Source organism: Pseudohaemophilus parahaemolyticus (assembly GCF_938021905.1).
In the GTDB taxonomy this organism is placed as follows: domain Bacteria; phylum Pseudomonadota; class Gammaproteobacteria; order Enterobacterales; family Pasteurellaceae; genus Haemophilus_A; species Haemophilus_A parahaemolyticus_B.
Genome location: NZ_CALIFA010000005.1, coordinates 17,211 through 29,265 on the forward strand (window position 1 = coordinate 17,211; position 12,055 = coordinate 29,265).

Annotated in this window: 15 protein-coding genes and 1 tRNA gene; 10 read left to right on the plus strand and 6 right to left on the minus strand. The window is 39.3% G+C overall.

Annotated elements, in window-relative coordinates; translation table 11 throughout:
* Positions 1 to 22 precede the first annotated feature (22 nt).
* Positions 23 to 1,168 (minus strand): 5-methyltetrahydropteroyltriglutamate--homocysteine S-methyltransferase, encoded by a 1,146-nt coding sequence (locus QMF79_RS00280; protein ID WP_281772298.1) that lies wholly within the window; start codon positions 1,166 to 1,168, stop codon positions 23 to 25.
* A 346-nt stretch (positions 1,169 to 1,514) separates the two neighbouring features.
* Here QMF79_RS00280 and QMF79_RS00285 point away from each other — a divergent pair, with 346 nt between their 5' ends.
* The 8 genes from QMF79_RS00285 (at position 1,515) to QMF79_RS00320 (ending at position 7,935) form a co-directional block, all read left to right on the plus strand.
* Positions 1,515 to 3,110, plus strand: coding sequence for a lactate permease LctP family transporter (locus QMF79_RS00285; RefSeq protein WP_281772299.1), 1,596 nt, complete (start codon positions 1,515 to 1,517; stop codon positions 3,108 to 3,110).
* Between the two features lie 228 nt (positions 3,111 to 3,338).
* On the plus strand, positions 3,339 to 4,076 hold the full coding sequence (locus QMF79_RS00290; RefSeq protein WP_281772300.1) for a (Fe-S)-binding protein: 738 nt from the start codon (positions 3,339 to 3,341) through the stop codon (positions 4,074 to 4,076).
* A 1-nt stretch (position 4,077) separates the two neighbouring features.
* Positions 4,078 to 5,487 carry a LutB/LldF family L-lactate oxidation iron-sulfur protein gene (locus QMF79_RS00295; RefSeq protein WP_005706685.1) on the plus strand — a complete coding sequence of 470 codons (1,410 nt, stop codon included), beginning with the start codon at positions 4,078 to 4,080 and terminating at the stop codon, positions 5,485 to 5,487.
* A 76-nt stretch (positions 5,488 to 5,563) separates the two neighbouring features.
* Complete coding sequence (locus QMF79_RS00300) at positions 5,564 to 6,262, plus strand: LutC/YkgG family protein (protein ID WP_281772301.1); 699 nt, start codon at positions 5,564 to 5,566, stop codon at positions 6,260 to 6,262.
* A 111-nt stretch (positions 6,263 to 6,373) separates the two neighbouring features.
* Positions 6,374 to 6,450: transfer RNA gene (locus tag QMF79_RS00305), tRNA-Val, on the plus strand.
* 238 nt (positions 6,451 to 6,688) lie between these two features.
* The gene (locus QMF79_RS00310) at positions 6,689 to 6,988 is read left to right on the plus strand and encodes an integrase arm-type DNA-binding domain-containing protein (protein WP_281772302.1); all 300 of its coding nucleotides are present in this window, start codon (positions 6,689 to 6,691) and stop codon (positions 6,986 to 6,988) included.
* Positions 6,964 to 7,476, plus strand: coding sequence for a tyrosine-type recombinase/integrase (locus QMF79_RS00315; protein WP_281772303.1), 513 nt, complete (start codon positions 6,964 to 6,966; stop codon positions 7,474 to 7,476). The genes QMF79_RS00310 and QMF79_RS00315 overlap by 25 nt, the downstream gene beginning before the upstream one ends.
* A 45-nt stretch (positions 7,477 to 7,521) precedes the next feature.
* Positions 7,522 to 7,935 (plus strand): tyrosine-type recombinase/integrase, encoded by a 414-nt coding sequence (locus QMF79_RS00320; protein ID WP_281772304.1) that lies wholly within the window; start codon positions 7,522 to 7,524, stop codon positions 7,933 to 7,935.
* Here QMF79_RS00320 and QMF79_RS00325 read toward each other — a convergent pair.
* The 3 genes from QMF79_RS00325 to QMF79_RS00335 all read right to left on the minus strand — a co-directional run bounded on the left by QMF79_RS00325 (position 7,932) and on the right by QMF79_RS00335 (position 9,236).
* Positions 7,932 to 8,132, minus strand: a complete 201-nt coding sequence (locus QMF79_RS00325) for a helix-turn-helix transcriptional regulator (RefSeq protein WP_111313710.1) — start codon at positions 8,130 to 8,132, stop codon at positions 7,932 to 7,934. The genes QMF79_RS00320 and QMF79_RS00325 overlap by 4 nt on opposite strands.
* Positions 8,133 to 8,177: 45 nt before the next feature.
* Entirely contained in the window at positions 8,178 to 8,303 is a 126-nt protein-coding gene (locus QMF79_RS00330) for a hypothetical protein (protein ID WP_281772305.1), read from the minus strand.
* Positions 8,304 to 8,378: 75 nt separating this feature from the next.
* Positions 8,379 to 9,236 (minus strand): phage antirepressor N-terminal domain-containing protein, encoded by an 858-nt coding sequence (locus tag QMF79_RS00335; RefSeq protein WP_281772306.1) that lies wholly within the window; start codon positions 9,234 to 9,236, stop codon positions 8,379 to 8,381.
* 562 nt (positions 9,237 to 9,798) lie between these two features.
* Between QMF79_RS00335 and QMF79_RS00340 the strand changes: the two genes are divergently transcribed.
* On the plus strand, positions 9,799 to 10,008 hold the full coding sequence (locus tag QMF79_RS00340; protein WP_281772307.1) for a hypothetical protein: 210 nt from the start codon (positions 9,799 to 9,801) through the stop codon (positions 10,006 to 10,008).
* Positions 10,009 to 10,101: 93 nt separating this feature from the next.
* Here QMF79_RS00340 and QMF79_RS00345 read toward each other — a convergent pair whose 3' ends face one another.
* Positions 10,102 to 10,899 carry a hypothetical protein gene (locus tag QMF79_RS00345; protein ID WP_281772308.1) on the minus strand — a complete coding sequence of 266 codons (798 nt, stop codon included), beginning with the start codon at positions 10,897 to 10,899 and terminating at the stop codon, positions 10,102 to 10,104.
* A gap of 383 nt (positions 10,900 to 11,282) precedes the next feature.
* Between QMF79_RS00345 and QMF79_RS00350 the strand changes: the two genes are divergently transcribed.
* Positions 11,283 to 11,462 (plus strand): ribbon-helix-helix protein, CopG family, encoded by a 180-nt coding sequence (locus QMF79_RS00350; protein WP_281772309.1) that lies wholly within the window; start codon positions 11,283 to 11,285, stop codon positions 11,460 to 11,462.
* A 3-nt stretch (positions 11,463 to 11,465) separates the two neighbouring features.
* Here QMF79_RS00350 and QMF79_RS00355 read toward each other — a convergent pair.
* On the minus strand, positions 11,466 to 12,055 hold a 590-nt coding region (locus QMF79_RS00355; protein WP_281772310.1), incomplete at its 5' end, for a hypothetical protein.

The window sequence follows — 12,055 nt, forward strand, 5'->3', positions numbered from 1 at the left end:
CCGCCCTAAAAATAAGTGAAGGTTACTCACCCCAAACATCGCGGGCGATATCTCGAATAAATGCAAGTTTCGCCCATTGTTGTTCTTCGGTCAAGATATTTCCTTCCTCAGTTGAGGCAAAGCCACACTGTGGGCTTAAGCAAAGTTGGTTTATATCCACATATTGCGTTGCTTCTTTAATTCGTTCAATGATCTCATCACGATTTTCTAATTCACCGCTTTTTGATGTAACTAAACCAAGCACCACTTGTTGATCTTTAATAAAACGTAATGGTTTAAAATCACCCGAACGATCACTGTCGTATTCAAGGAAGAAACCATCCACACGGCAAGTGCCAAACAACGTTTCCGCCACAGGCTCATAACCGCCTGCGGAGAACCATGTTGAACGGAAGTTACCGCGACAGATATGCATCGTAATCGCAAGATCAGCAGGTTTCGCATCAATGATTTTGTTTACCATATACACGTAATCTTTAGCGATTTGGTCTAAATCAAAGCCTCGCTCTTGGTAAGCTTTACGCTTATCTTCTGCACAAAATTCGCCCCAACTGGTATCGTCTAATTGAAGATTACGGCAGCCTAATTGGTAGAAAATTTGCATTGCCTTGATGTAAGCATCTGCAATATCATCTAAAAGTTGTTGGTTGTTGTTTTCGTAATGTGGAATCGCCACATAATCCGTTGCACGTACGTTAGTAATTAAATGCAACATTGATGGCGAAGGAATGGTTAATTTCACTTCGGTATCGCCTGCTAATTTTTGTAACGAACGGAAATGCTTTACAAATGGATGCGATTCAGAAAAATCAATTTTATTCACGATTTTTAAGGTTTTCGGGCGAACGTTGTGATGTTTGAATTGTACTGAGAATTTTTCTGCATCCACTTCTTCTACACCATCAAGGGCACTCAAGAAATCTAAGTGCCAGAATGTACGGCGAAATTCGCCATCGCTTATTGCGTGTAAACCTACAGCTTTTTGCTGTTCAACTAATTTTGCAATCTCGTGATCTTCCACCTGAGTTAAATCCGCACAAGAAATATCGCCACAACTGCATTGATGACGAGCATGTTTTAATGCTTCAGGGCGTAAGAAGCTGCCAACAATATCAAAACGAAATGGTGCAGAAGTGCGAGGTTGTGCATTAGGAAAAAGGTGAGACATAAAAAATCCTTTGTTGTTATTTAACTCTGTTATAAGAATTGTAACAAACTTTCAGTTTATTCAAGTTGAAAATTTCTTTTCTTTATTATGAATAACTTTCATTTTATAACCTATACTAAAAAGCACGCTAAACGCCTTTAGTTGGGTAGTTGGGCTAAAAATCCCTACCTCTTTTGAATTATCTCGAAAATGTTTCATCTATTTTTTAACCAATTAAACTTAAAAAGCGTGATCTAATTCACAAAACTGTAACATTATCCTATCTTTATTTAATAAGTTGTTTACAATCAAGTCCGACTAGCAATTGCTATCAGAAAAAAATATTTCTTTTTTGTAGGTGAACCTTATGGCTCTATTTCTTAGTATTTTCCCAATTGTATTATTGATTTACCTAATGGTAAAACGTAATGCTCTTCCATCTTATGTTGCTCTACCTTGGATTGCAGCAGTAGTATTAATTATTCATTTGGTCTTCTTTGCAACTGATGTTTCTATTATTAGTGCAAAAATTGCATCAGCGGTGGTTGATGTATTAACGCCCGTAACGGTTATTTTCGGTGCGATTCTCTTTAACCGCTTCTCGGAAGTGTCTGGCGTAACAAATACACTGCGTAAATGGTTAGGTAACATTAACCCAAACCCTGTAGCACAGTTGATGATTATCGGTTGGGCGTTTGCTTTTATGATTGAAGGGGCAAGTGGCTTCGGTACACCAGCAGCTATCGCAGCACCAATCTTAGTTGGTTTAGGGTTTAACCCAATTCGTGTGGCGATTCTTGCGTTAATTATGAACTCAGTGCCAGTTTCATTTGGTGCAGTAGGTACACCAACATGGTTCGGTTTCGGTCCATTGAACCTTCCAGAAGATAAAATCTTAGAGATTGGTTCTATGACAGCAACGATTCACTCGATTGCGGCATTTATCATTCCTGTGATTGCGTTAAGTTTTATCGTAACTTGGAAAGAAATTCGTCAAAATATCGTTTTCATTTACTTAAGCGTATTGGCTTGCGTAGTACCTTATTTCTTACTTGCTCAAGTAAACTACGAATTCCCATCATTAGTAGGTGGTGCAATTGGTATGTTCTTATCAATCTTCTTAGCAAATAAAGGCATTGGTTTAGCGAAAGTAGAAAATACTTTAGATAACACCGCCGTAACAGGTAAAGAAGTTGCAAAAGCATTGTTACCGACAGGTTTATTAATTGTTTTCTTAATTTTAACTCGTGTTAAACAATTACCATTCAAAGCAATGATGAACAATGCAACTGAATGGGTCGGTATGCAATTAGGTTCATTAGGTCACTTTGAGATCAGTGAAGGTTTAATTTTCAGCCTGAAAAATATCTTCGGCACAGGTATGAATGCAAGCTATAAATTGCTTTATGTACCAGCGTTGATTCCATTTGTAATCACAGTATTAATCGCAATTCCTGTGTTCTCAATGTCTGCAAGCAATGTGAAAGGTATTTTCTCAAGCAGCTTAAAACAAGTTCGTAACCCATTCATCGCTCTAATCGGTGCGTTAATTATGGTGAACTTAATGTTAGTGGGGGGCGATGAGTCAATGGTGAAAATCATCGGTCGTAGCTTTGCTCACGCAACAGGAGAATATTGGACAATCTTCGCATCATATTTAGGTGCAGTGGGTGCATTCTTCTCAGGTTCAAATACCGTTTCGAATTTAACATTCGGTAGTGTACAATTATCAACAGCTGAAATTACAGGTCTCTCTGCTTCACTTGTTCTTGCATTACAATCTGCAGGCGGTGCAATGGGTAATATGGTGTGTATCAACAACATCGTGGCAGTAAACTCTGTATTAGGTATCGAAAACCAAGAGGGGGCAATCATTAAGAAAACTGTAGTACCAATGTTTATCTACGGTATTATTGCAGCAATCGTTGCTTTAACGGTGATTCCATTATTCTTTAATGTGTAGATAATTTCCTAGGGCTTTCGCCCTAGGATAAGCATAAATCAGCACCTCTTGCTGAATGTAAGAAATTTAAAACATAACCGCTTGAAAGTCCCAAAGGGGCTTAATTATGCGTAACCTATGGCGTAAGCTATAGGAAAAACACTAAAAGGAAGCATTTGCTTCCTTTTGTCATTTATGGCTTTCTAAATACGATTATTTCTTATTTTTATTTATTAGGTGGGAATTCAAATGAACGTGAATTTTTATGTAACCTGTATCGCAGACATTATAAAAAGCAATGTGGCGAAAAACAGTGTGTTATTGCTCGAAAAATTAGGCTGTAACGTGATTTTCCTTGAAAAACAAGGCTGTTGTGGACAACCTGCAATTAACAGCGGATATGCAAAAGATGCCGTAGCAGGAATGAAAAAATTAGTTGAAACTTTTGAAGTGAATGATTATCCAATTGTAGCCCCTGCGGGTTCTTGCGTATATGCAATCAAAAACTACTCAGAATATTTCACTCGTTTTGGTGAACCTGAATGGGCAAAACGTGCAGAAAAAGTTGCAAATCGTTTCCACGATTTAACCGCTTTTATTGTGAATGTTTTAGGCAAAACCAACGTGGGTGCACGCTTAACAGGCAAAGCCGTTTATCACCCATCTTGTAGCTTAACTCGTAAATTAGGCGTAGTGAATGAGCCATTAACCCTGCTTCAAAATGTAAAAGGGTTAGAGTTAATGCCAATTCACAACCAACAAACTTGCTGCGGTTTCGGCGGCACATTCTCGGTAAAAATGGCAGAGATTTCAGGTGAAATGGTAACAGAAAAAGTTGTGAATATCTCAGAAGTAGAGCCAGACTATTTAGTCGGTGCAGATGTCAGCTGCTTAATGAACATTGCAGGTCGTTTAAGCCGTGAAGGTAAAAACGTAAAAGTAATGCATATCGCAGAAGTGCTAATGCAGGAAGAAGGAGATGCGTAAGATGTCACATTTACAAACCAGTCACTTGCCGTTTAAACAACGTGTAGAACAACAAGTTAATAACGAAATTATGCGTAAAGCGGTAGTAAAAGCACAAGAAACTATCGGTGCAAACCGCCAAAAAATGGTGGACGAATTAGGCAACTGGGAAGAATGGCGAGAGCTTTCTAAACAATTCCGTAACCACGTTTTAGCTAACTTAGACGCATACCTTTACCAATTAAGCGAAAAAGTGACTCAAAATGGAGGGAAAGTCTTTTTTGCAGAAACTGCAGAAGAAGCGACCGCTTATATTCGCCAAGTTGCATTAGAAAAAAAGGCAAAAACCATTGTGAAATCAAAATCAATGGTGACTGAAGAAATCGGTATGAACCACGTTTTAGAAGCAGAAGGCATCAAAGTGGTGGAAACCGACTTGGGCGAATACTTACTACAAATCGTGGGTGATAAACCTTCTCACATTGTTGTGCCTGCAATTCACAAAGATCGCCACCGTATTCGCAAAGAATTGCATGAAGTTTTAGGTTATGAAGGCAGTGAACAACCAGAAGAGATGAACGCTTTTGTGCGTAAAACCTTACGCAAAGATTTTTTAGAAGCCGATATTGGGATTTCAGGTTGTAACTTTGCTGTGCCAGAAACAGGTTCTGTCTGCTTGGTAACGAATGAAGGTAACTTACGTTTAGCCACCACAGTGCCAAAAACACATATCGCAGTAATGGGGATGGAGCGTATTGCCCCAACATTCAAAGAAGTGGACGTGTTAATCACCATGCTTTGCCGTAGTGCGGTAGGTGCAAAATTAACAGCATATAACACTTGGTTAACTGGCCCTCGTTTAGAAGGTGAAGTTGATGGTCCTGAAGATTTTCACTTAGTGATTGTTGATAACGGTCGTTCAAAAATTTTAGAAAGCGAATTTGAAGAAGTTTTACGTTGTATCCGTTGTGGAGCGTGCTTGAATACATGCCCTGCGTATCGCCAAATCGGTGGTCACGGCTATGGTTCAATCTATCCAGGACCAATCGGAGCGGTAATATCTCCGTTACTTGGTGGTTACGATGAATTCAAAGAGTTACCTTATGCTTGTTCGCTTTGTAATGCGTGCAATAGCGTTTGCCCTGTGAAAATTCCACTGGCACAACTTATCTTAAAACACCGTGAGAAATTGGTGGAAGAAGGTCGCACACCGAAACTTGAACAAATTGAAATTAAAGGCTTCACCTTTGCTAACTCACACCCAGCTGTGTGGAATGCCAGCGTGAAAGTGGGTGCCAAATTGATGGGTAAACTGATCCGCAATGGTAAAGCCCCAATTCAAGCAGGTGCATTAGGTGAATGGACAAAAGCACGTGATTTACCAACCCCTGAAGGTGAAAGCTTCCGCGAGTGGTTTGCGAAACGTAAGTAATTAGATGCCCAAGCTCTCTCCCCTTATGGGAGAGAGAAACTTTGCATCTATTTTCATTATAACTAAGGACATAAAAATGAACCTAGAAAACAGAGAGAATTTCTTAAATAAATTAGCGGAGAAAATGGGGCGTGAACGCAAACTCGTACCAGATCAAATGGAAGCTCCAGTAAACGATCACCCAACAACCCGCTTAACGCACCTTTCACAACAAGAGTTGTGTAACGAATTTATAAGTTTTGCTAAAGTATTGTTGGTTGATGTAGTGGAAACCAAAGAAGTTGATGTAGCACAAGCGGTGCTAAATGTCTGCCAAAAATATGGCGGTGGTAGTGTAGTGTTAAATAACGATGTACGCTTGGCAGAGCTTGGCATTACTGATGCTGTAAAAGCAAACTTTGACAGCTATGTATGGGATTTTAGCAAAGATGAAGAGAATATCGAAAAATCCGCTGCAGCCAACATCGGTATTGTCCACGGCGAATATGGTTTAGCGGAATCTGGTGGTATTGTGTTATTTGCCACCAAAGATAACGGACGCTCAACTAGCTTGCTCCCAACCACTTCTGTGGTGGTTGTACGTAAAAGCAAAGTATTACCACGTGTGGCACAATTAGCCCAAATTCTGCACGAAAAAGCACAAGTAGGCGAACGTATGCCATCTTGTATCAATATCATCTCTGGTCCAAGTGCGACCGCAGATATTGAGTTGATCAAAGTTGTTGGCGTACATGGCCCAGTGTCAAAAATCTATGTGGTAATTGACGATCTATAAAGCGATCTATTTAAGAACTAACAGGATGCAAGATTTGCTCTAAAAAGCACCGCTTGCAACAGAAAAGACTTGCATTCAAATCTCTTTTTCAATAAAATATAAGCCGTTCATGCGACTATAGCTCAGTTGGTTAGAGCATCACCTTGACATGGTGGGGGTCACTGGTTCGAGTCCAGCTAGTCGCACCATATATTTATTTCGAACCATATCAAACCCTCTCAAATGAGGGTTTTTATTTAGCTAAATCAAGCTATTAGCCGTTTTAGCTCTCTCAATCCCTATCAAGCTCTATCATTCCATCTCATAAATTTGGTATTATATTTGGTAAGTATTTTAAGTGATTTTTCTATTTGTAATACCAAAAAGCCGACATAATACCAAAATCACTTATTATTTTTCCTATTTTTTAATACCAAAGGGGATTATATGGCGGTTTCGGTAAAACCATTAAGCAATTCAGAAATCAATAATGCTAAGCCAAAAGAAAAAGATTATTCATTATCGGATGGCAGTGGTTTATTTCTATTAGTAAGGGTAACAGGATCTAATATTTGGTGTTTCCAATATTACAAGCCTTTTACTAAAAAACGAACATTGATCAGCTTGGGAGCTTTTCCTGAGATTTCATTAAAAGAGGCAAGAGAAGTTAGAGATTTATATCGTTTGTTGCTTGCAAAAATATTGATCCGTAAGATTATCGCTTGCAACAGACGCAACAGGCATTAAGTGAACAAAAATTCACATTATCAGCGATGGCAAAAGAATGGCTTTTACTCAAACAGAATGAGGTAGATACTGGGCGATTAAAATTAGTGACATTTCAAGATATTAGTAAGCGGCTAGATCGTCACTTACTAAAAATATTAGGGCATTATCCTATCTCAGACATTTCAGCTCCATTAGCCATTGAGAAATTAAAACCATTAGAAAGAGAAGGGAAACTTGATACACTTCATCGCATGATTGGCTATTTGAATCAGATTATGGTTTATGCGATTAATCGTGGAGTCATTCAATACAACCCAACCGCTGACATTGGACGGGTATTTATTAAGCCAGTTGCGGAAAATAATCCAACGATTAGACCCGAAGCATTACCCCAATTATTTACTGATTTACAAGATAGTACGCTAGAAATTGAAACACGCTGTGCATTAGAACTTTTGCTATTAACTGCAGGACGTGCAGGTGCAATTACGCAATTAGAATGGTGAGAAGTCAATCTTGAAAATGCTTTAATCGAAATCCCGAAAGAAAAAATGAAAGGCAGACAAGGAAAGGTACAGGATTTTACTTTACCGCTTTCTTCGCAAGCAATAAATGTATTGCAGTTATTACAAAAGTTGAATCGCTACAATAGCCCTTTTGTGTTTCCAAGTAAGAAAAATCCTCATCAACCTATCTCGAAAGAAACGCCAAATAAGGCATTAAGTCGGATTGGTTATAAGAATATTTTAACGGCACACGGATTGCGTTCGATTTTTAGTACTGTGATGAATGAGGCTGAGTTTAATAGCGAAATAATAGAGGTATGTTTAGCTCATTTTGAATATTCCTCCGTGCGTGGCACATACAATAAAGCAAAGTATATGCCACAACGGATCGAATATATGCAATGGTGGGGAGATTTTGTCGAAAAATCGACAGAGGGGCGAGCATTGATGTGCTGCTAATTGTTATAGCCTCCTTGCTCAATAAATTCAATATACTCTTTAATCTGAATATCCGACCAAAAGTTCTTCCCTCCAACCAGTTTAGGTTTGGGGAAGAATGGATCGCTATCTAAGCGTCTATAAATCGTTGCCACACTCACATCGAGTATATTTGCAACGGATTTTAAATTATATAATCGGCGTTCTATTTGTTCCATTATTTCTCTCCAAATAATAACGCCCTTAAAACTAAGGGCGTGGGTTTATAGAATCATTTTTGCGAGTTGGTTAAAGGCGTTGTAGCCTTTGTACCAGTATTCGATGTTGCCTGTTTGGGCGAAGTTGTGCCAGTACCATTTGATTTGTAGGCGGAGTTGTTTTTCGGTCATGGTGCGTTCCTCAAATTTTGGGTGTAGGGAACCGCCTCACGTTGTTTCAGGTGAGGTCGGTTGAGTATTTAAGGTTTATTTAAATACTGCGACTGAGGTTGCGGATTCATTGTAGTGTCCGATTGCAAGCGGTCGGCGATTGGTGCGGTTGATGCGGTCGTTAATTTTTCTGACGGCTGGGTTGGTGGTGCGAATGTATCGCTGAACCACGTCCAAGTTAAATTCTACGCTGTTTTGCTGATGACTACGGAATGAGCGTAATGCGTGTATTAGGGTTTCTACACTTTCGGAAAATCTTGTAACGGCATAGTAGAAGTTTTGCCAGTCGAGCCACTCTTGTTCGGTTAGCTCCAGATTATCCATTCGGTCAATCGGGGCGTAGCTGTTACCGAGTGTGGCTAGAAAGCTGATGGCATTTTCAAATTGTGAGGGTTTGAGTTGGTCGTATTTGCCCACTTTAAACAGACTTTTAAGTTGGCGATAGATTTCTGCGTAACTCATTCCAGTACGGTGATGAGCTTTCACGACTGCCTCTTGGATTGCTTGCTGTTGTTCTGGGTTAATCGTGCGTTCGGCTTTACCTAAGTGCCAGTAGTTGTAGAGAGCTTCAAAACATTCTTCTTGGTATTGGATTACTTTTTCTCGCAAGTCTGCTCTTACTTTTTCAGGGTTAATGCTAAATAGCCAGCCGTTAAGTTTTTTAAGAGGCATACAGAGCATTTGGCGAATTTTACCGTCTTTAGCAACCATAGAGATATCTCTACAGTTGAATTTATCGCCTGATTTACTTAGCTTTTGTTGCTGTCCACCCCAGTCTAAACCCATAGCTTCAACGATAGGTTTTACTGCTGTATAGATAACATCTTCAACTTTTAAAGTAATAAGATCTGAACCGTGAAAAGAAAGTGTTTGAGTAGTAATTTGATTAGACATAAGTCTGCTCCTATATTTTTATTTTCGAAATTTACCCTATTTAATAGGGTGCCGAGAGGTTCGAAAACCGAAACATAGAACGGCTGGGATTATTCCCCTTTCGGGTATTGTATTCTCCGCCCTCTCGACATTGAGTTTCCAAATCGCTTTAATGGTAAGGAAAACGATCTGCAAAATTTAGACACAAAAAAAACCGCTTGTCTGACGGGTGCGGATTTCCGCTATGTTTTTGAAGGTTTCGACACCTATGGGGTGGATATTACTACTCAATGTGGGGGTTGTCAAATAAAATTATTCTAGTAAAAACTAAAAAATAGCTTGCTTAAATAATTAGTATTTACTATAATAATCTCGTTTTCAGGTGGTCTGAAAATAAGAAACCGCCACTTTCGATGGCGGTCTATCGGAGTAGATAAGATGAAATTCTCACACAAAATCATCATTATCTTAATCCTATTATTAGTAAGCCTGCCAGCTTACTAGGGATTAACCAAAGGGGAGTGTCCGCTCCCCTGCGGTCTCCATAATATAACGCTAAGTGATATATTTTTCAAGAGGTATTATGGCTCGTGGTCGTCCAAAATCAGGCTTAAGTCTTGGGGAAATCCAAAAACGTTCAGATGAAAAACGGGGCGTGCGTCTTCAATCTTATAAATTGAGTGAAGATATTATCGCTTTGCTTGCTGAGCTTTCTGAAGCCACAGGCAAATCTAAAACAGCAATTGTCACCGAGGGGATTTTGTTGTTTCAGAAGGAGATGAAAGGGGCGTAATGCCCTTTTTTATTCTCTCAGATACAAAAATAGCCGTCAAAAGACAGCTTGAAAGTGAAGGTATCCTAATCCGATATGAGCGGTGTTGTCAAATTAAATTTCAGTTTTATCGATTACATCAACTAATCTCTGAATATGATAAGAGACGATTTGGTCTTCTACGCTGTTTACCATGACATCAACAATAAAGATTTTTTTGTAAGGGTGTTCCCGCATAACCATGGTTTCTTTGAGCGTATCGTTATCAAAGGTGACTTTAACAGGTTTACTAGTGAACGCTTCGATAATGCCTTTATCAACGTGTCGATTAGTGGCGGTTTGCGCCCAAATCATCGCACAGCCATTTTGAAAGCCGATAATTGGTTCTTTCATCTTGGCAATTTCTTTGTTGATTCGATTCTGTAGGGCGTTGCATTTTGCGCTGTCGGCTTCAAAATGAATATGAATGTCGCCGTTTATGTTGATTGAGCCAATTGAGATACTGCCTTTTGGATCAACAGCAGTAGGCTCTAAGGCACTATGAAGTCGGCGCAATTGATTTGTAGTTACGTTTTCTGGTTGTTCATCATTACCCATTAGCCAGTTAAATATTTTTGCTAATCGTTCGCCAAATTCAAAAATAACGTTGCTATGTTGAATAATGGGGTAGGTTGCAGCAACTAATGTGCCAAGTTCAACAATAATACTGCCTTTGGTGATTTGCGTGACGTAAATATTGCTGTCGCAAGGCTCAAGATTTAAATCTTCGCTGGAGAGGTTGACAAAATGTGCATATTCGCGAGAAATACCATCTAAACTTTCACAGAGTTTTGAGAGTTGAACTGGCTTGTCATTATGTAAATAGATTTGTAATTTCATATTTTCATCAATCACTAAAAAAGGTTCCGTCATAACCGCTCCCAAATTCCAGATATAAAAAAAGCCACTTAACTTAATTGTGGCTATCGACTTTCTGTTAAAAGTGGGGGCATTTTAATCCGAAGTAGGGGCGGTTGTCAAATAAAAAAGCCACCGTAAAAACGATGGCTTAATGAATTGGTTCTTGATTTAATTAGTTAACTAATCTATAATAATCCTGTTTTCAGCAATACTGTTGAAAACGAGCTGGGTGCGACCTTTAATCCACCCAACTGTGAAGAGGATAACGTTATGATTAAGTTCATTATCCTAGTTATCATCTTGTTAGTGTTAAGCTCCCCAGCCTACTAACTTGGTGATAATTCAACGGGAGGGGAAACCCTCTCGTTCTTCGCAATCAATACTAAGGATTTATTATGGCATTGTCAAGAACCGAAATTGTGAAACGCTCTGAGGAAAAACACGGAATTAAACTGAAAGCGTTTAAATTACCGCTTGCGGTGATTGCAGATATTGAGCAATTAAGCCGTGAGCGTGGGATTCCTCAGAACCAACTAATTATTCAGGCGGTTGAGATGTTGAAGGATCAGGGTTAACTCTTAAAACGGAATATCATCATCAAATGAATTGTTCGGTTGAGCAGGTGCGTTACCGTAGAATTCATTTTGTGCTTGATAATTTGCTTGCGGAGCGTTTTGTTTGCTGCGTTCGTCTTTGTCTTTGGTATTCGCTTTCAACCATTCCACGCGTTGAGCGGGTTTGTTTTCTAAGTGTTCAAGTAAGGTTTTGCCTGAGTTTGCACTAAATGGCACGACAATTTGAAGCGTGTGTGTATCACTACCATCTTGTTTTAAACGTAACACTTTCTGCAAGAACAAGCCGATGCGTTTATTTTGTAATTCAGGTACGGTAATGGCTTGCCCTGTATTTACTGCGGTTAGCTGTTGGATACCTAAGCACCCCATAATGGCTTGAATCATATTCTTGCCAAAACTAATAGGCTCACCGTTTTTTGAGGTATAATACACATTCAAATAATCTGCTTTTAAACCGTCATCGGTTTCAATCGATAAATCAAGGTATTTCGCACCAGATTGGGATTGCCCCCAGAGGGCTTTGGTAATGCGACCTACGTAAGCCCCTGTTTCAGAAATAAAACCTGCTTGACCTGCTTTTACGGCTAAGTTTT

Excerpts from the sequence above, each read along its gene's own strand:
- QMF79_RS00350 (WP_281772309.1), top strand. The coding sequence starts at position 11,283 with ATGGCATTGTCAAGAACCGAAATTGTGAAACGCTCTGAGGAAAAACAC.
- QMF79_RS00330 (WP_281772305.1), bottom strand. The coding sequence starts at position 8,303 with ATGACCGAAAAACAACTCCGCCTACAAATCAAATGGTACTGGCACAAC.
- QMF79_RS00320 (WP_281772304.1), top strand. The coding sequence starts at position 7,522 with ATGAAAGGCAGACAAGGAAAGGTACAGGATTTTACTTTACCGCTTTCT.
- QMF79_RS00345 (WP_281772308.1), bottom strand. The coding sequence starts at position 10,899 with ATGACGGAACCTTTTTTAGTGATTGATGAAAATATGAAATTACAAATC.
- QMF79_RS00295 (WP_005706685.1), top strand. The coding sequence starts at position 4,078 with ATGTCACATTTACAAACCAGTCACTTGCCGTTTAAACAACGTGTAGAA.
- QMF79_RS00300 (WP_281772301.1), top strand. The coding sequence starts at position 5,564 with ATGAACCTAGAAAACAGAGAGAATTTCTTAAATAAATTAGCGGAGAAA.
- QMF79_RS00285 (WP_281772299.1), top strand. The coding sequence starts at position 1,515 with ATGGCTCTATTTCTTAGTATTTTCCCAATTGTATTATTGATTTACCTA.
- QMF79_RS00280 (WP_281772298.1), bottom strand. The coding sequence starts at position 1,168 with ATGTCTCACCTTTTTCCTAATGCACAACCTCGCACTTCTGCACCATTT.
- QMF79_RS00340 (WP_281772307.1), top strand. The coding sequence starts at position 9,799 with ATGGCTCGTGGTCGTCCAAAATCAGGCTTAAGTCTTGGGGAAATCCAA.
- QMF79_RS00335 (WP_281772306.1), bottom strand. The coding sequence starts at position 9,236 with ATGTCTAATCAAATTACTACTCAAACACTTTCTTTTCACGGTTCAGAT.
- QMF79_RS00290 (WP_281772300.1), top strand. The coding sequence starts at position 3,339 with ATGAACGTGAATTTTTATGTAACCTGTATCGCAGACATTATAAAAAGC.
- QMF79_RS00325 (WP_111313710.1), bottom strand. The coding sequence starts at position 8,132 with ATGGAACAAATAGAACGCCGATTATATAATTTAAAATCCGTTGCAAAT.
- QMF79_RS00310 (WP_281772302.1), top strand. The coding sequence starts at position 6,689 with ATGGCGGTTTCGGTAAAACCATTAAGCAATTCAGAAATCAATAATGCT.